This window comes from Streptomyces sp. YKOK-I1, assembly GCF_054660435.1.
The window spans coordinates 3,003,068-3,020,117 of record NZ_BAAGDR010000001.1 but is presented as its reverse complement, the minus strand read 5'-3'; the positions used below and the strand labels follow the sequence as shown (position 1 = coordinate 3,020,117).

Genomic DNA, 17,050 nt, shown 5'->3' with positions numbered 1-17,050 from the left:
AACCCGACCTCCCGTACGCCGGATCTTCACAGGCTCAGTTCCGGGTGCAGCCGGTCCAGCGTCCACACCTGGCGGCGGCGTGCCGACAGGGCGGTCAGCGCCAGCGCCCCCGCGGTGAACAGGACGAGCACCACGCACGCGTGCCACACCGGTTCCAGTCCGCCGCCCGTGATGAGCCTGCGCAGCGCCTCCACGACGTAACTCATCGGCAGCCAGGGATGGATGGCGTTGAAGAAGCCGGGGCTGGTCTGCACCGGATAGGTGCCGCCCGCCGAGGTGAGCTGGAGCATCAGCAGCGCCAGGACGAGGATCCGGCCCGCCGCGCCGAAGCGTGCGTTGAGCCACTGCACGAGGGCCGCGAAACACGCCGTGACGAGGAAGAGGAAGCCCACCGTCCCGGCCGCGCGGGCCATCTCCAGGCCGATCGCCCAGTGCAGCACGGCCATCAGGGCCGTCGTCTGGAGCACCCCGACGGCGACCACCGGCAGCCAGCCCGCCAGCGCGATCCGCCAGGCCGGGGCGCCGACGGCGAGGGCGCGCCGGTTCATCGGCGGGATCAGCATGTACGCCACCATCGCGCCCACCCACAGTGACAGCGGGATGAAGTACGGGGCGAAACCGGTGCCGTAGTTCGCCGCCTTGTGCAGGTCCTGGGCGGCGAGTCGCACGGGGTCGGCCATGACGGCGGTCCGCGTGTCGCGCTGCTGCTCGTCGTAGTCGGGGATGCGCGCGGCGCCGTCGTGCAGCCCGTCGGCGAGCCGTCCCGAGCCGTCGGAGAGCTTGAACATGCCGCCGGTGAGGTCCGCGGCCCCGGACCTGAGCCTGCCGACGCCCTGGTCCAGGGTGCCGGCGCCGGTGCTGGCCGTGCCGAGCCCGGTGTGCAGCTCCCGCGCTCCCGCGGCGACCTTCCGGGCGCCCGTGTTGAGGGCGTTGATCCGGGTCACCGCGTCGTCGAGGTCCTCGGAGAGGTGCGGGGCCCGGTCGGCGAGGGCCTGTGCCTGCTCCTGGAGGGTGCCGAGGTGGGCGCGCAGGGTCGTCAGGTCGCCGTCCTGGTCGGCGATCAGCGTGGTGAGGTCGTCCGCGATCGTGGCGACCTCGGCGGCCGTGTCCCGGGCCTTCTCCAGGTCCGCGCAGGCGGGGTCGGGCAGCACGGGGTTCTCGCAGCGCGCCCGGTAGAGGGCGGCGAGGGCGTCCGAGGCGGTGTGTGCCCCCTCGCCGGCGATCGGGGCGGCCTTCACCAGCGTGTCGAGGTGGGCGCCGACCGCCTCGGCGGAGTCCGCGACGAGCTGCGCGGTGTCGCCGATGGTCTTCTCGTTGTCCTTCAGGAAGGGGCCGACCTTGCCCGCGACCCCGTTGACCCGGTCGGCGAGCGTCTGGGTGCCGTTCGCGACCTGCTGCGTGCCGTCCGCCAGCTCGCCGGACCCCGAGTCGAGCTTCTCCAGGCCCGTGGCCAGCGAGCCGCTGCCCTTCTTGGCCGCGGCCAGTCCGTCGGCGAGGTCCTTGGACCCCTTCTCGGCCTTGCCGATGCCGCCGTTGAGGTCGTCGGCGCCGTCGGCCGCCTTCGCGGTCGCGCCGTGCAGGTCGGAGAACGAGACGAAGATCTTGTCCAGGAACGACCGCGAGGCCTTCGTGGAGGCGGCCGTGCGGACCTCGCTGAAGACGGTCCGTGAGATCTGCCCGACGATGTAGTTGTTCGCGTCGTTCGTCCGTACCCGGAGGGCGCCGGTCTCCGGTGTGTCGCCCGCGCTGGAGGCGATCCGCGCGCTGAGGTCGGCGGGCATGGTCAGCGACAGGTAGTAGGTGCCGTCCTCCACGCCCGCGCGTGCCTGCTCGGCGCTCACCTCGTGCCAGTCGAAGACCTCGCTGTCCCGCAGCCCCCGGGTGATGTCGTCCCCGGCGGTGATCCGCCTGCCGTCGGCCGTCGCCCCCTTGTCGTCGTTGACCAGCGCCACCGGGATGCGGTCGAGCCGGCCGTAGGGGTCCCAGAACGACCACAGGTACAGCGCCCCGTAGAGCAGCGGCAGCAGCAGAAGCGCCACCAGGGCGGCCCTCGGCAGCTTCCCCCTGCCGAAGCGGCGCAGCTCAATCGCGGCCAGTCGCGGCGAGCGCATCGGCCTTCTCCTTCTCGTCGGGTCCGGGGGCGGGCGCCTCGGTGTCCGGCGCCGTGTCCCCGGGTGGGCGGGCGGACACCGCGGTGACTCCTTCGGGGGCCTCGGCGCAGACCGCCAGGACGGTGGTCCCGGACGCGGCGATCGCTCTCAACAGGTCCCAGGCCGCGCCGCGTTCGGCTTCGGACAGCTTCAGGTCGGTGTCGTCGACGCCGAGCAGCGCCGGCCGTCCGACGAGCGCGAGGGCCACCGACAGCCGCAGTGCCTCGATCCGTTCCAGATCCCGTACGGCGGTCCGCCCGCCCTTGGGCAGGGCCGCGCGGTCGAGACCGGCCGCCTCCAGTGCGGTGCCGATGCCGAGCTCCGCCGCCGCGGCCCGCTCCGCGCGCGGGCGCAGCAGGTCCCGTACGGATCCGCCGAACCGCCGCTGGAGCAGCGCCCGTTCGCGCAGGTGCTCGTCGACGGTCAGCGCCGGGTCGAGGTCGGTGACGCCGGCGACATGCGCGAGCGCGCCGATCCGGCGTACGGCCGCCGACTGCTTCGGCAGCCGGGCCGTGCCCACGGTCGCCGTCCCCTCGGTGGCTCTCATCCGGCCGGTGAGCGCGAGCAGCAGGCTCGTGCGGCCGGAGCCGGACGGTCCCGCGATCGCGAGCAGCGAGCCGGGTTCCGCGTCGAGGTCCACGCCCCGGAAGGCCCAACCCCGGGGGCCGCTGAGGCCGAGGCCTTCGGCTGTGATGCGGACGCCGCCCACAATCCCCCCACTTTTTGAACTGACTGGTCAGTGCAAAAAATAGCCCGAACCTTCGATCGAAGCAAAAGCCCAGGTCAGAACGGATTGTCAGTGGCATACCGCACGATGGGCACATACGGCACCACCCGCCAGGGAGTGCCGTCACCCAGACGACAGGAGGTTCGTCATGGCCAGCTTCCACGCAGCCGCCGCACACCGGCGCCGCGCCACCGGCCCTGCCCCCTCACTGACCGGCCCGGCGAGCGACGTCCACCCCGTGCTGCGCCGGACGACGGCACCGCCCGCCGCACTCGACCTGCTCGCCCAGGCCCGTGCCGGCCTGGAGGAGGCGGCCGTCCTCGAAACCCCCAACGAGCGCTACGCCACGGCCCATCTGGCCGCCCTGCGCACCGCCGCCGCCGTTCTCGCCGCCCGCGGCCGCCCCGACCCCTCCCCCCGCAAGCGGGCGCGCATCCGCAGCGCCTGGGAGGTGCTCCCCGAGATCGCGCCCGAACTCACCGAGTGGAGCGCCCTGTTCGCCTCCGGGGCCCGGCGACGCGCCCGGGCCGAGGCGGACATCCAGGGCGCGGCCAGCCGCCGGGACGCCGACGATCTGATACGCGACGTGGCGATGTTCGTCCGCCTCGTCGAGCGCATGCTGGTCCTCCAGCCCGTCCTGCCCCAGCCCCGCCAGGACGGGGACGACCCGGACGGCAGGGGCCAGGGACGACCGATACCGAACGCGGGCTGAGGCGGGCCCACCCCCCATCCTCCCGAGCCCACCGCACCGGGGCCGCAGCGCCGGGGTCGTCTTGCGGGGTCGTCCTGCGGGGCTGTTCCGCCGGGGCGTCTTGCCGGGCCGTGCTGAGCGGCCCGTCCTGCCGGGGGTGCCGTGCCGGGGTCGTGCTCCCGGGCCTGTCCTGCCGAGCCCGCTGTGAGAGGGCGCGGCGTGTTGGGGGCGCCGTTCGCCGGGGGTGCAGTAACTGGGGGCGTGCTCCCGAGCCCGTTCTGCCGAGCCCGCTGTGTGAGGGCGCGGTGTGTGGGGGCGTCCTGTGGGGCCGTTCCGTTTGGGGGGTGCCGTGCCAGGGTCGTCCTGAGTGGCCCGTCCTGCCGGGGGCGTCCTGCCGGGGTGCCGTGTCAGGGGTGTGCTTCTGAGCTCGTCCTGCCGGGGCCGGACATGGGCGGACGGAGGGTGGGCGCAGGCCCGGCGCGGGGCGGATGGGGGATGTCGGGTGCGGTGGGACGGAGTGCCCGGTGCGGGTGCCGGAGGCAATAGGGTGGACGGTGTTTGAAGCCTTCCCTCCGCCCGGACCGTTCCGGTCGCGCCGGTCCGGGAGGCAGCCCGTTCGCTCCGCCGCGCAAGAGGCGGTGCCGCGCCGAGGAGTCAACCGCCGTGCCGGACCCGATCCGCCCCCGTGCCGCTCTCCGTACCGCCGTGGTCTGGGAGGTCCTCCAGGACGCCCTCGAGCGCCGGGTCAAGGCCACCGGCCGCGAGGCGCTCGACGTCCTCGACACCGGCGGCGGCAGCGGCAACTTCGCGGTGCCCGTCGCCCGCCTCGGTCACCGGGTCACGGTCGTCGACCCCAGCCCCAACGCGCTCTTCGCGCTGGAGCGCCGCACCGCCGAGGCCGGCGTAGCCGACCGGGTGCGCGGCGTCCAGGGCGACGCCCACGGCCTCTTCGACGTGGTCGAGCGCGGCGGCTACGACGCCGTCCTGTGCCACGGCGTCCTGGAGTACGTCGACGACCCCGCCGAAGGCGTCCGCAACACCGTGGCCGCCCTGCGCCCCGAGGGCGTCCTCAGCCTCCTCGCCGCCGGCCTCGGCGGAGCCGTCCTGGCGCGGGCCCTCGCCGGCCACTTCAAGGAGGCCCGGCAGGCCCTCTCCGACCCGGACGGCCGCTGGGGCAGCGGTGACCCCGTGCCGCGCCGCTTCACCGCCGAGCAGCTCACCGGGCTCGTCGAGGGCGCGGGCCTTGGCGTCACCGCCGTGCACGGCGTACGGGTCTTCGCCGACCTCGTCCCCGGCGTCCTCGTGGACACCGAGCCCGGCGCCCTCGACGCCCTGCTCAAGCTCGAGGAGGCCGCCGCCGAACTCCCCGCCTTCCACTCCGTCGCCACCCAGCTCCATGTGCTCGGTGAGACGCGGGGGACCGAGGGGGCCTGAGCGCTCCCGGACCCCGCCCGCTGATCAGGGGCTTGGCGGCACATGGAGTACGCCACAGGCCCCCCGTTCGGGCGCGGTGCGCCGTATGATCGAGGGAGACCGCCCGGCATGACGGGTCGGCCGCTGGGGAATGGAAGCCTCAGCGGACCGGGACGCCCATGGCGGGCTCCGGTTGGCCAATTGGCGTAGAGGGGCGGGTTTCACGGGGGCGAATCCCTGCCTATCCTGAAGGGACCCCCGAGTCGCCCCGGCGACTGCACGAATGAGGAGGACTCCGTGCCGCTCTCGGAGCACGAGCAGCGCATGCTCGAGCAGATGGAGCGAGCGCTGTACGCCGAAGATCCCAAGTTCGCGTCGGCGCTCGAGGGAAGCGGGCTGCGTACGTACACCCGGCGGCGGGTCTACCAGGCGGTCGCGGGCTTCCTCGTGGGTATCGCGCTCCTCATGGCGGGAATGGTCGCCAAGCAGGTGTGGCTCAGTGTCGTGGGCTTCCTCGTCATGCTGGGCTGTGCGGTGCTCGCGGTCACCGGCTGGCGCAAGGCGCCCAAGCCGGGCGAACACCCCGCGGGCGCGCATCACACCCGCGGCCAGGGACGGCAGAAGCGCTCACTGATGGACCGGATCGAGCAGCGCTGGCAGCGCCGCCGAGACGAGCAGGGCGGCCACTGACCGGCCCCCACCCCGGACGACGTCGAGGGGGTGACCACCCACCGGGTGGTCACCCCCTCGACGTATCCGCGCCTCTCCGTCCTCCGCTCAGCCCTGCTGACCCGAGGGGCGCCTGCGCAGCAGGCTCGCCAGCCGGTCCGCCCGCTCCGCCCAGGACGCCTTGAAGGCCGTCCAGCGGTCCGCGAGGTCCCAGACCGCCCGGACGGCCGACCGGGGTGCCACGACCGCCCGTACCCGGGTGGTCCAGCCGACCCTCGCCCGCAGGGCCGCCCGCACCCGGCGGACCTCCTCGGACAGCCCGGTCCCGGCGCGCGGGTGCGGCGCGAACAGCACCTGCTCCACGGCCCCGGCCACCCGGTGCACCGATCCGGCCGCCGTCTCGTCCAGCTCCCCGATCCGCACGATCCGCGCCGCCGCCCGCCGGGGGGTCAGCGCGTCGTCCGGTTCGATGCCGTAGTCCCAGGCCGTGTCGATGAGCTCGCGCCAGACCGCCAGCACATGCGCCGCGGCCGCCTCGGCCGCCTCGTGGGACGGCTCGTCCAGCAGCACCGCGGAACCTGAGTCCCCCGCCGCGAGCCCGTCGGTGCCGCCCGCCGGATGCCGTCCGCCGGCCGGCACGGCCCCGGAGTGCCGGGCCGACGCCAGCCGCACCGACCGCCGCCGCAGCCGCCACAGCATCGGCAGCAGGGGCAGGGTCAGCGCCAGGGCGCCCAGCAGGATCCAGCCGACCGTCTCGTACAGCGGGGTGCCCTGGCCGCCCTGCTCCGCCTCGTCCAGCGGGAGCGCCGCACCGCAGCCGTCGAGCTTCTTGTCCTGCGCCGAGCAGCTCGCGCTCGTCGAGGGCGCCGCCGAGGGGGCCGCGTCCGCCGACTGCGAGGACTGCGGCAGGTCGGGGGTGTCCGTGTCCGAGGAGTCAGGCACCGTGTACGAAGGCGTCGTCCCGCGCGTCGGGGTCGGCTCGAAGCGGGTCCAGCCCACACCCTCGAAGTACAGCTCGGGCCAGGCGTGCGCGTCCTTCAGGCTCACCGCCACCGATCCGTCCGCCTGCGGGGACCCCGGCGCGAAGCCCACCGCGACCCGGGCCGGTATGCCCAGCGTGCGGGCCATCGCCGCCATCGCGAACGAGAAGTGGACGCAGAAGCCCTGCTTGTCCCGCAGGAACCGGGCGATCGCGTCGGGCCCGGAGCCGACCTCCACATCGGTGTCGTACTCGAAGCCGCCCGTGACCGCGAAGTAGTCCTGGAGCGCGACCGCCTTCGCGTAGTCGCTCGTCGCGCCCGCGGTGATCTCCTTCGCCTGGCGCGCCACCACCTTCGGCAGCGAGCCCGGCACCTTGGTGTACTCGTCGCGGATCGAGCTCGGCGCCTTCGGCGCGTCCTGAAGCTGCTGCGCGGTCGGCTGCACATCGAGGCTCGTCACCTCGTACGTCTTGCCGCTGGTGTCCTCGCCGTGGTCGCCGACGAGGGTCATGCCGACCGGCTCGTACCGCCAGTCGCCCTTGATCCTCACTCCGCTCGGCGGATACGGCATCGGCAGCCAGGCCTGGGCGTAGCCGGTGGCCGCCGAGATCCGCGTGGTGACCACCGAGCGCTTGATGTCGGCACCCAGACCGGTGGGCGTGGGCAACTCGTCCGGCACCGCGACGATGTGGCGCTTGGAGGGCTTCCAGGTGGTGCCGTCGAAGTCGTCCAGGGAGACGATCCGCAGATACATGTCCGACAGGTCGTCGGCGTTGGTGCTCAGTGTCAGGACCGTGCGGTCCTCGTTCACGTTCAGGCTGTCGCGCAGCCCCACCACCGGGTTGACCGCGGAGATCGTGCCCCCGCTGCCGTTGCCCGCGCCCACGCCCGTCCCGGCGCCCGCCAGCAGACCGCCCTGGATCGCCGGCAGGGGCAGCAGCGGCACCACCAGGGCCACGCCCAGCGCGGCCATGCCGATACGCCGCCCGGTGCGCACCGGCGCCACCGCCCCCGGCTGTCCGCCCGGGGTGCGCGGGGCGCCGGCGAAGACCCGGCCCCACTGGGAGAGCCGCTCGCGGCCCTCGGCCAGCAGCAGCATCAGATAGCCGACCGCGGCGACCAGGAACCACACCCAGTCGCTCGACCCGTCGGACAGCCCCGCGGCCACCGAGTACAGCGCGAGCAGCGGCAGACCGGCCGGGGCGGCGTTGCGGAAGGTCACCGCGAGGGTGTCCACCGCCAGGCCGATCACCAGCACTCCGCCGACCGTCATCAGCCGGATGCCGTCGGACAGCGGGGCGGGGATCGCGTACTGCCCGACGTCCTCGGCGCCGGCCCGCAGCAGCTCCCCGAAGTGCCGGATCGCCTCCGGGCCGGGAACCACCCCGAGCAGCGCCTGCTCCCGGGCGAAGACCAGGGTGAGCAACAGCAGCGAGACCAGTGCCTGGGCGGCCACCGTCAGCGGCCGGGCCAGCGGCACCCGGCGGGCGGCCGCGCCCACCCCGGACTGGATCGCCAGCAGCACCGCCGCCTGGAGGATCCAGGTCGCCGGGTCGACCAGGGGCAGCAGGGCGCACGACGCCATCAGCGTGGCCGCCGCCGAGCACAGTGTCAGCCGAGCCCGTCCGCTCATGATCCCGCCTCCCCCGCACGTGTCCCGCCCGCCGTGACGACGCCCGCCCGCTCGCGGTCGGCCTGACGCCACAGCTCGTTCAGCGAGGTGCCCTGCGGTACGCCCAGGACGGTCCAGCCCGCCTCGCGCAGCAACCGCAGCCGCTCCTCCTGACTGTTCATCGGATGGGCCATGCCGTTCGGTTCACGTCCCCAGGTGTCGCTGTCCAGCAGGAAGGCGACCGCGCCCCCGCTGCGCTGGCGCATCTTCGCGGCGATCGCCGCCTGTTCCTCGTCGATGTCTCCGAGGAACGCCACCAGCAGCCCCTCGTTGCCGCTGCGCAGCACGTCGTAGGCGCGCGACAGGCTCGCGCCGTCGGAGTGGTCGACCACCGCGAGGGTGTCCATCATCAGCCCGGCCGCGTCCGCCGACTCCCCGCTGGCGCCGGCGAACCCGTCGGCGCCCTCCCCGGGCACCGAGGTGCCGGTGTCCGTCAGCAGCCGGACCGAGAAGCCCCGCTCCAGCATGTGCACCAGGACGGACGCGGCGCCCGAGACCGCCCACTCGAAGGCCGAGTCCGGGCCGGCGCCCGCGTAGGCCAGGGCCCGGGTGTCCAGGAGCACCGTGCAGCGGGCCCGCTGGGGCTGCTCCTCGCGGCGCACCATCAGCTCGCCGTACCGGGCGGTCGAACGCCAGTGCACCCGGCGCAGGTCGTCGCCGTAGCGGTAGCCGCGCGGGATCACGTCGTCGTCGCCGGCCAGCGCCACCGCGCGCTGCCGGCCATCGCCGTACCCCTTCGCCTCGCCGCTCAGCCGCACCGGCGGCAGCGCCTCCACCCGGGGGATCACCGTCAGGGTGTCGTACGTCGAGAAGGACCGGGTCAGCTCGCACATGCCGAAGGGGTCGCTCAGCCGGAGCTGGAGCGGGCCCAGCGGATAACGGCCGCGCAGATCGGAGCGGACCCGGTAGGACACCTCGCGCCGGCCGCCCGCCTCCACCCGGTCCAGGACGAACCGGGGGCGCGGGCCGAGGACGTAGGGCACCTTGTCCTGGAGCATCAGCAGGCCGGTGGGCAGCCGCGAGACGTTGTCCATCCGCAGATGCACGCGGGCCTCGTCGCCGGCCGGCACGCGCGCGGGGGCCAGCCGGCGGCTGCCGGCGACCCGGTAGCGGGTGCGGTAGACGACGGCCGCGCAGATCAGCGGCAGCGCGGCCAGCAGCAGCCCGACCCGCAGCAGATTGGGCTGCCCGAGCACGTACGCGCAGACGGCGGCGGCTATGCCGGCCGCCAGGAAGGAGCGCCCGCGGGTGGTCAGACCCGCGAGGGCGGTCCGGGCGCCGCCCTTCTCGAGGCGGCCGCCCTGGGGCTGTCCGGTCCGGCCGGTCCCCCCGGTGGCCATCAGATCCTCCGCGGCGGCTGCTGCGGGTACGCGGGCGTGTTCTGGCCCAGGCCGCCGTAGGTGTGCTGCTGGCCGCCGGTGGGCACCGGGGTGCGCTGCAGGATCTCCTCGACGACCTGTTCCGCCGTGCGGCGGTTGAGCTGGGCCTGCGCCGTGGGCAGCAGACGGTGGGCCAGGACGGCCACGGCGAGGTTCTGCACGTCGTCCGGCAGCGCGTAGTCCCGGCCCGAGAGGGCGGCGGACGCCTTCGCCGCGCGCAGCAGGTGCAGCGTCGCGCGCGGCGAGGCGCCGAGTCTGAGGTCCGGGTGGGTGCGCGTGGCGGCGACCAGGTCGACGGCGTAGCGGCGAACCGATTCGGCGACATGGACCGTGCGGACGGCGTCGATCAGCTTCACGATCTCGTGCGCGTGGGCGACCGGCTGGAGGTCGTCCAGCGGGCTGACCCCGCCGTGCACGTCGAGCATCTGCAGCTCGGCCTCCGCGCTCGGGTAGCCGATGGAGACCCGGGCCATGAAACGGTCGCGCTGGGCCTCGGGCAGCGGGTAGGTGCCCTCCATCTCGACCGGGTTCTGCGTGGCCACCACCATGAACGGGCTGGGCAGCTCGTACGTCTGCCCGTCGATGGTGACCTGGCGCTCCTCCAGGGACTCCAGGAGCGCGGACTGCGTCTTGGGCGAGGCCCGGTTGATCTCGTCGCCGATCACGATCTGGGCGAAGATCGCGCCCGGCTTGAACTCGAAGTCGCGGCGCTGCTGGTCCCAGATCGACACGCCCGTGATGTCCGAGGGCAGCAGGTCCGGTGTGAACTGGATCCGGCGCACCGAACAGTCGATCGACTTCGCCAGCGCCTTGGCGAGCATCGTCTTGCCGACGCCGGGGACGTCCTCGATCAGAAGATGTCCCTCGGCGAGCAGCACGGTCAGCGAAAGCCGTACGACCTCGGGCTTGCCCTCGATCACTCCCTCCACCGAACTGCGGACTCGATCCACAGTGGCGGTCAGATCCGTGAGGCTCGCTCGCTCGTCATAGGTCGTCACCCGGCCCTCCTCGGCCCTTACATTCCTCAGGGCCGACGCTCTTCACCGCGAACCGGCCCACCCCGAATCACGTGCGCCACCCGTGAAATGTTCGGCGTGGCGTCACAACCGCATTCTTGCTGCCGTTACCGATTCGTGTCACTCGCCTGTGGACAACTGCCCGCGATATGTCGGTTCTATGGCTTTTCGGGTACCGGCGCGGGAGAAATCAACAGGCAAACGACAGCGAACGGGCAACGGTGGAGGCGGTCAGGCGGGGTCGATCTCGCGCAGCAGGCCCGTCTTCACGTCGAACACGAAGCCGCGCACGTCGTCGGCGTGCAGCAGGAACGGCGAGGTGCGCACCCGCTGCATGGACTGCCGTACGTCCTGGTCCACGTCCCGGAACGCCTCCACCGCCCAGGCCGGACGCTGGCCGACCTCCATCTCCAGCTCGGTGCGGAAGTCCTCGGTGATCGCCTCCAGGCCGCAGCCCGTGTGGTGGATCAGCACGATGCTGCGGGTGCCCAGCTTGCGCTGGCTGATCGTGAGTGACCGGATCACGTCGTCGGTGACCACCCCGCCGGCGTTACGGATCGTGTGGCAGTCGCCCAGCTCCAGACCGAGCGCCGCGTGCAGGTCGAGACGGGCGTCCATGCAGGCCACGACCGCCACGTGCAGCACGGGCCGGGCGTCCATGCCGGGATCGGTGAAGGCGGCGGCGTACTGCTCGTTCGCGTCGACGAGACGATCGGTCACCGTGCCGCCGCGTATGGCGCCTTCGGACTCGGTGGGTACGGATGCAGAAGTCGTCATAACCATGACGGTACTGGTCACGGCCCTTGCGGTCCTGCTGTGAGAAGGGAAAAAGAGCGTCATCACGTCGCGTTTGTGAGGTAAGCCACAGGAGTGAGGTCGAGTCGTCCGGCCGGGTGAATTCCGCCGCTCCGACGCTTCACGGCGGCGCCCGCCCGCGACGCGCAGGCCGGTTGATTGACCGCGAGACACCGTGGACTAAAGTGACGCGAAGCGGGAGGCGGCGATCTCGACGGCGATCTCCCTGCTGGACTGACTTCCCCGCATGCCGCGGCAGGCCTTCCCCAGACGAGAGGGCGGGGACCCGGCGGTGGGCGTTCCCGCCGGATCTGAGAGGGCCCCTTGAGCCAGAGTCGACACGTCCCGGTGATGCTCCAGCGGTGCCTGGACCTGCTGGCCCCCGCCCTGCGGCGGCCCGGCGCCGTCGTCGTCGACTGCACCCTCGGCCTCGGCGGCCACAGCGAGGCCCTGCTCACCCGGTTCCCCGAGGTCCGGCTCGTCGCCCTCGACCGCGACAAGGAGGCCCTCCGGCTCTCCGGCGAACGCCTCGCCCCCTTCGGCGAACGCGCCACCCTCGTGCACGCCGTCTACGACGAACTCCCCGACGTCCTCGACCGGCTCGGCCTCCGGCACGTCCAGGGCGTCCTGTTCGACCTCGGCGTGTCCTCCATGCAGCTCGACGAGGCCGGCCGGGGCTTCGCCTACGCCCAGGACGCCCCCCTCGACATGCGCATGGACCAGACGACCGGCATCAGCGCCGCCGAGGTCCTCAACACCTACCCGCCCGGCGAACTGGTGCGGATCCTGCGGGCGTACGGCGAGGAGAAGCAGGCCAAGCGGATCGTCTCCGCGATCGTCCGCGAACGCGACAAGGAGCCGTTCAGCAACAGCGCCCGGCTGGTCGAGCTGATCCGCGGCGCCCTGCCGCAGGCCGCCATGCGCACCGGCGGCAACCCGGCCAAGCGCACCTTCCAGGCGCTGCGTATCGAGGTCAACGGCGAACTGTCGGTGCTGGAGCGGGCGATCCCGGCCGCCGTCGAGGCGATCGACGTGGGCGGACGGATCGCCGTGCTGTCGTACCAGTCACTGGAGGACCGGCTGGTCAAGCAGGTGTTCGCGGCCGGCGCCGCCACCACCGCCCCGCCCGGACTGCCCGTCGTCCCGGAGCGCTACCAGCCCCGGCTCAAGCTGCTGACCCGCGGTGCCGAACTTCCCACCGAGGAAGAGGTCGCCGAGAACCGGCGCGCGGCACCGGCCCGGCTGCGCGGGGCCGAACGCATCAGGGAGTCCATCGAATGAGGGCGCGATGAGGGCGCGGCGGGCGCAGGCGGGAAAACCGGACGCGGGGGAGGGCGAGTGAGCAGGAGACCCGAACTCAAGGGGCGGGCGGCCCGGCTGGCCCGGCTGTTCCCCGCGGGACCGCGCCAGGCGGCCCGCACCCCCTTCGTCCTCCTCGTCGTCCTCCTGCTCGGCGGCGGCCTCATCGGACTGCTCGTGCTGAACTCCGCGCTCAGCGAAGGCTCGTTCCGGATGGGCGACCTCCAGCGGGACACCAAGAACCTCACCGACGAGGAACAGGCGCTCCAGCGCGACATCGACTCCTACTCCGCCCCGGACGCCCTGCGGCGCCGCGCCGGTGAACTCGGCATGGTCCCCGGCGGCGACCCCGCCTTCCTGGACCCCGACGGCACCGTCAAGGGCGTCCCCACGGCCGCGGCCGGGCCGTCCGCGCAGGGCGCCGCCGCCGTCGTACGGCCGCCCGAGGCGATGACCCTCTCCCAGACGCTCGCCTCACCCTCGGCGTCACCCTCGCCCGCCCTTCCCGCCGGCACTCCCGCGCCGAGCGCCTCGCCGGCTCCGACCGCAGCCCTTCCCACGACCCCCGGCAGGTGACGGAAGTGTCCGACAGGGAACCGCCCCGCCGCCGCGTGCCCGGCCCCGCCCGGCCCTCCCGCCCCGTCTCCGCCCAGCGGCGGCCGGGCCCCGGCGCCCGCCCGGCCCGCCGCCCGGCCGCACCGCGCCCCCCGGCCCCGCGCGCCATCCGGCTCGGCAGCCCCCGCCCCCGGCTGCGCATGGTGGGCCTCGCCCTGACCCTGGTGATGGCCGCCTTCGTCGTACGCCTCCTCCAGGTCCAGGCCGTGGACGCCGGCACCTACGCCGCCAAGGCCGACAGGAACCGGTACGTCGGCCAGGTGCTGGCCGCCGAGCGCGGCGAGATCACCGACCGCAGCGGGGTCGCCCTCGCCAGCAGCGAGGACGCGTACGACATCACCGCGGACCCGACGATGTTCAACCGCGAGAACCTGAAGATCGACGACGGCCCCGAGCAGGCCGCGGCCCTCCTCGCCCCGATCCTCGGCCAGGAGCAGTCCACGATCGTCGCGAAGCTGCGGCCCGAGAACACCAGGTCGCAGTACGCGCTGCTGGCCGTCCGGCAGACCCCGGAGGTCTGGAAGCAGATCAAGGACCTGCGCTCCGCGCTCGCCGCCAAGTCCCGGTCCGACGGCACCACGGTCAACGTCCTCGCGGGCCTCTTCGCGGTCCCCAGCAGCAAGCGCGTGTACCCCAACGGCGACCTCGCCGCCTCCGTGCTCGGCTGGGTCAACGCCGAGGGCAAGGGCGGCGGCGGCATCGAGCAGCAGCTGAACTCCGTCCTGACCGGCAAGAACGGCAAGATCCGCTACGCCCAGTCCGGCGGCCTCCAGGTCCCCACCGCAGGCTCCACCGAGACCCCCGCCGTGCCCGGCTCCGACATCGAGCTGACGATCGACCGGGACATCCAGTGGGCCGCCCAGAACGCCATCACCGAGCAGGTCAAGGCATCGAAGGCGGACAGCGGTTACGTCGTCGTCCAGGACACCCGCACCGGCGAGATCCTCGCCATGGCCAACTCGCCCGGCTTCGACCCCAACGACCTCACCACAGCCGACCCGGACGCCCTCGGCAACGCGGCCCTCCAGGACGCCTACGAGCCCGGCTCCACCGCCAAGATCATGTCGATGGCGGCCGTCCTGGAGGAGAACGTCGCCACCCCGCTCACCCATGTCGTCGTCCCGAACCGGCTGCACCGCGGCGACCGGCTCTTCAAGGACGACATCGACCACGCGACCTGGAACCTGACGCTCAACGGCGTGCTCGCCAAGTCCAGCAACATCGGCACGATCCTCGCCACCGGGGAACTCGGCAAGACCCAGGCCGAGGCCAACCGGGTCCTCTACTCCTACCTGCGCAAGTTCGGCCTCGGCAGCTACAGCGGACTCGACTTCCCCGGCGAGACCAAGGGCATCCTCGCCGCGCCGGACACATGGTCGACCTCGCAGCAGTACACGATCCCTTTCGGACAGGGCGTCTCGCTCAACGCCCTCCAGGCCGCCTCCGTCTACTCGACCATCGCCAACGGCGGCGTACGGATCGAGCCGACCCTGGTGCGCGGCACCCAGGGCCCCGACGGCCGCTTCACCCCCGCCGCCGCACCCAAGAAGACCAGGGTGGTCAGCACGAAGACGGCGAAGACCCTCGCCCAGATGCTGGAGTCGGTGGTGGACGACCAGGAGGGCACCGGCACCAAGGCGCGCATCCCCGGCTACCGCGTCGCGGGCAAGACGGGCACGGCGAACCGCGTGGATCCGGCCACCGGCAAGTACAAGGGATACACCTCCTCCTTCGCCGGCTTCGCCCCCGCCGACAAGCCCCGGGTCACCGTCTACTGCGCCATCCAGAACGCCACCCAGGGCAGCTACTTCGGCGGCCAGATCTGCGGACCCATCTTCAAGCAGGTCATGGAGTTCGCCCTGAAGACCCTCCAGATCCCGCCGACCGGGGCGAAGGCGGCCAACCTGCCCGTCACCTTCTCCCCCTGACGTCCCGCTCGCCCCGCCCATCGCTGTTCAGCGCCGAACCAGCCAGGAACCAGCCCGTGACCATGATCACTCCCGACCCCGGGAACCACGCGTCCTCCTCCGCCTCGCTTCGCCCGCAGGCGGGTGCGCCCGGTACGCTCACCGCCGTGCCACACGCTGATCAGTCCCAAACCACCCAGAAGGGCGCTTCCGTGACATACCCGGGACCGCCCAGGCCGGTTCAGGTCTCCGCCACACCCCTCGCGGAGCTCACCGACCAGCTGGGGGCCACCGCCGTGCGGAGCGAGGCGACCGTCACGGGCATCACCCATGACTCGCGCGCCGTCCGCCCCGGCGATCTGTACGCCGCGCTCCCGGGCGCCCGGCTGCACGGGGCCGACTTCGTCACCCAGGCCGCCGGCCTCGGCGCGGTCGCCGTGCTCACCGACCCGACCGGCGCCGAGCGCGCCGCCGCGACCGGACTGCCGGTCCTGGTCGCCGACGACCCGCGCGCGCGGATGGGCGAGCTGGCGGCCACGATCTACGGCCGCCCGGGCCGCGACCTGCTCCAGATCGGCATCACCGGCACCTCGGGCAAGACCACCACCGCCTACCTGGTGGAGGGCGGACTGAAGTCGCTGAAGTCCACCGGACTGATCGGCACGGTGGAGATGCGCATCGGCGAGGAGCGCATCAAGTCCGAGCGCACCACACCCGAGGCCACCGATCTGCAGGCCCTGTTCGCCGTCATGCGCGAGCGCGGGGTCGAGGCGGTCGCCATGGAGGTGTCCAGCCACGCCCTGGTCCTCGGCCGGGTCGACGGCTGTGTCTTCGACATCGCCGTCTTCAACAACCTCAGCCCGGAACACATGGAGTTCCACTCCGACATGGAGGACTACTTCCGGGCCAAGGCACAGCTGTTCACCCTTAAACGCAGCAAACTCGGCGTGGTCAACTTCGACGACGCGTACGGCCGCCGGCTGGCCCGCGAGGCCGAGGTCCCGGTCGTCACCTTCTCCGCCGAGGGGCACCCCGACGCCGACTGGCGAGCGAGCGAGGTCCATATCGGCCCGATGGACTCGACGTTCACCGTCCTCGGCCCCGAAGGGGTGCGGGTCGCCGCCAGGGCGCCGCTGCCCGGCTCGTTCAACGTGGCCAACACCCTTGCCGCGATCGTCGCCCTCGCCGCCGCCGGACTCGACCCGCAGACCGCCGCCGACGGCGTCGCCGCCGTACCGGGCGTGCCGGGCCGCCTGGAGCGCGTCGACGCCGGCCAGCCCTACCTCGCGGTCGTCGACTACGCCCACAAGACGGACGCCGTCGAATCGGTGCTCAGGGCGCTGCGCAAGGTCACCAAGGGGCGGCTGCACGTGGTCATCGGCTGCGGCGGCGACCGGGACCGCACCAAGCGCGCGCCGATGGGCGCCGCCGCGGCACGGCTCGCCGACACCGCCGTACTGACCTCCGACAACCCCCGCTCCGAGGACCCCCTCGCGATCCTCGCGACCATGCTCGAAGGGGCCGCCTCGGTGCCCGCGCACGAGCGCGGCGAGGTGCTCCTGTTCGAGGACCGGGCCGCCGCCGTCGCCGCCGCCGTCGCCCGCGCGCACGTCGGGGACACCGTGCTGGTCGCGGGCAAGGGCCATGAGCAGGGCCAGGACATCGCCGGAGTGGTCCGTCCGTTCGACGACCGCCAGGTGCTTCGCGAAGCTATCCAGCAGACCCAGGGATGAACTT

13 protein-coding genes are annotated in these 17,050 nt (G+C 73.1%); 7 read left to right on the top strand and 6 right to left on the bottom strand.

What is annotated here, in order from left to right:
* Positions 1–26: 26 nt before the first annotated feature.
* Together ACYQ8Q_RS13020 and ACYQ8Q_RS13015 are read right to left on the bottom strand one after the other, a co-directional pair.
* Positions 27–2,111 (bottom strand): YhgE/Pip family protein, encoded by a 2,085-nt coding sequence (locus ACYQ8Q_RS13020; protein ID WP_460064635.1) that lies wholly within the window; start codon positions 2,109–2,111, stop codon positions 27–29.
* Positions 2,083–2,859 carry an ATP-binding cassette domain-containing protein gene (locus ACYQ8Q_RS13015; RefSeq protein ID WP_460064634.1) on the bottom strand — a complete coding sequence of 259 codons (777 nt, stop codon included), beginning with the start codon at positions 2,857–2,859 and terminating at the stop codon, positions 2,083–2,085. Before ACYQ8Q_RS13015 ends, ACYQ8Q_RS13020 begins: the two co-directional genes overlap by 29 nt.
* Before the next feature lie 166 nt (positions 2,860–3,025).
* Between ACYQ8Q_RS13015 and ACYQ8Q_RS13010 the strand changes: the two genes are divergently transcribed.
* The 3 genes from ACYQ8Q_RS13010 (at position 3,026) to ACYQ8Q_RS13000 (ending at position 5,671) form a co-directional block, all read left to right on the top strand.
* The gene (locus ACYQ8Q_RS13010) at positions 3,026–3,589 is read left to right on the top strand and encodes an SAV_6107 family HEPN domain-containing protein (protein ID WP_460064632.1); all 564 of its coding nucleotides are present in this window, start codon (positions 3,026–3,028) and stop codon (positions 3,587–3,589) included.
* Between the two features lie 642 nt (positions 3,590–4,231).
* Positions 4,232–5,002: a methyltransferase gene (locus ACYQ8Q_RS13005; protein ID WP_460064630.1), complete on the top strand. Its 771-nt coding sequence runs from the start codon at positions 4,232–4,234 to the stop codon at positions 5,000–5,002.
* A 276-nt stretch (positions 5,003–5,278) separates the two neighbouring features.
* Complete coding sequence (locus ACYQ8Q_RS13000; RefSeq protein ID WP_358987969.1) at positions 5,279–5,671, top strand: DUF3040 domain-containing protein; 393 nt, start codon at positions 5,279–5,281, stop codon at positions 5,669–5,671.
* 87 nt (positions 5,672–5,758) lie between these two features.
* Here ACYQ8Q_RS13000 and ACYQ8Q_RS12995 read toward each other — a convergent pair whose 3' ends face one another.
* The 4 genes from ACYQ8Q_RS12995 to ACYQ8Q_RS12980 all read right to left on the bottom strand — a co-directional run bounded on the left by ACYQ8Q_RS12995 (position 5,759) and on the right by ACYQ8Q_RS12980 (position 11,537).
* The gene (locus ACYQ8Q_RS12995; protein WP_460064628.1) at positions 5,759–8,263 is read right to left on the bottom strand and encodes a transglutaminase family protein; all 2,505 of its coding nucleotides are present in this window, start codon (positions 8,261–8,263) and stop codon (positions 5,759–5,761) included.
* The gene (locus tag ACYQ8Q_RS12990) at positions 8,260–9,642 is read right to left on the bottom strand and encodes a DUF58 domain-containing protein (protein WP_460064627.1); all 1,383 of its coding nucleotides are present in this window, start codon (positions 9,640–9,642) and stop codon (positions 8,260–8,262) included. Before ACYQ8Q_RS12990 ends, ACYQ8Q_RS12995 begins: the two co-directional genes overlap by 4 nt.
* Positions 9,642–10,679 carry an AAA family ATPase gene (locus ACYQ8Q_RS12985; RefSeq protein WP_460064625.1) on the bottom strand — a complete coding sequence of 346 codons (1,038 nt, stop codon included), beginning with the start codon at positions 10,677–10,679 and terminating at the stop codon, positions 9,642–9,644. The genes ACYQ8Q_RS12990 and ACYQ8Q_RS12985 overlap by 1 nt, the downstream gene beginning before the upstream one ends.
* A 249-nt stretch (positions 10,680–10,928) precedes the next feature.
* Positions 10,929–11,537 carry a beta-class carbonic anhydrase gene (locus tag ACYQ8Q_RS12980; RefSeq protein ID WP_460073285.1) on the bottom strand — a complete coding sequence of 203 codons (609 nt, stop codon included), beginning with the start codon at positions 11,535–11,537 and terminating at the stop codon, positions 10,929–10,931.
* A gap of 279 nt (positions 11,538–11,816) precedes the next feature.
* Between ACYQ8Q_RS12980 and rsmH the strand changes: the two genes are divergently transcribed.
* From rsmH to ACYQ8Q_RS12960, 4 genes are read left to right on the top strand one after another with little or no spacing between them, the layout of a single operon-like run.
* The gene (gene rsmH, locus ACYQ8Q_RS12975; protein WP_460064623.1) at positions 11,817–12,773 is read left to right on the top strand and encodes a 16S rRNA (cytosine(1402)-N(4))-methyltransferase RsmH; all 957 of its coding nucleotides are present in this window, start codon (positions 11,817–11,819) and stop codon (positions 12,771–12,773) included.
* A gap of 57 nt (positions 12,774–12,830) precedes the next feature.
* A complete protein-coding gene (locus tag ACYQ8Q_RS12970; protein WP_460064621.1) occupies positions 12,831–13,367 on the top strand; it encodes a septum formation initiator family protein in 537 nt (178 codons plus the stop codon).
* Positions 13,368–13,372: 5 nt separating this feature from the next.
* Positions 13,373–15,334, top strand: a complete 1,962-nt coding sequence (locus ACYQ8Q_RS12965) for a peptidoglycan D,D-transpeptidase FtsI family protein (RefSeq protein ID WP_460064620.1) — start codon at positions 13,373–13,375, stop codon at positions 15,332–15,334.
* A 56-nt stretch (positions 15,335–15,390) separates the two neighbouring features.
* Complete coding sequence (locus tag ACYQ8Q_RS12960; protein WP_460064618.1) at positions 15,391–17,046, top strand: UDP-N-acetylmuramoyl-L-alanyl-D-glutamate--2,6-diaminopimelate ligase; 1,656 nt, start codon at positions 15,391–15,393, stop codon at positions 17,044–17,046.
* The last annotated feature ends 4 nt before the right edge of the window (positions 17,047–17,050 follow it).

Bases quoted from the DNA above. Each gene is read 5' to 3' on its own strand.
- ACYQ8Q_RS12980 (WP_460073285.1), bottom strand. From the start codon at position 11,537: ATGACGCTCTTTTTCCCTTCTCACAGCAGGACCGCAAGGGCCGTGACC.
- ACYQ8Q_RS13020 (WP_460064635.1), bottom strand. From the start codon at position 2,111: ATGCGCTCGCCGCGACTGGCCGCGATTGAGCTGCGCCGCTTCGGCAGG.
- ACYQ8Q_RS13010 (WP_460064632.1), top strand. From the start codon at position 3,026: ATGGCCAGCTTCCACGCAGCCGCCGCACACCGGCGCCGCGCCACCGGC.
- ACYQ8Q_RS12990 (WP_460064627.1), bottom strand. From the start codon at position 9,642: ATGGCCACCGGGGGGACCGGCCGGACCGGACAGCCCCAGGGCGGCCGC.
- ACYQ8Q_RS12995 (WP_460064628.1), bottom strand. From the start codon at position 8,263: ATGAGCGGACGGGCTCGGCTGACACTGTGCTCGGCGGCGGCCACGCTG.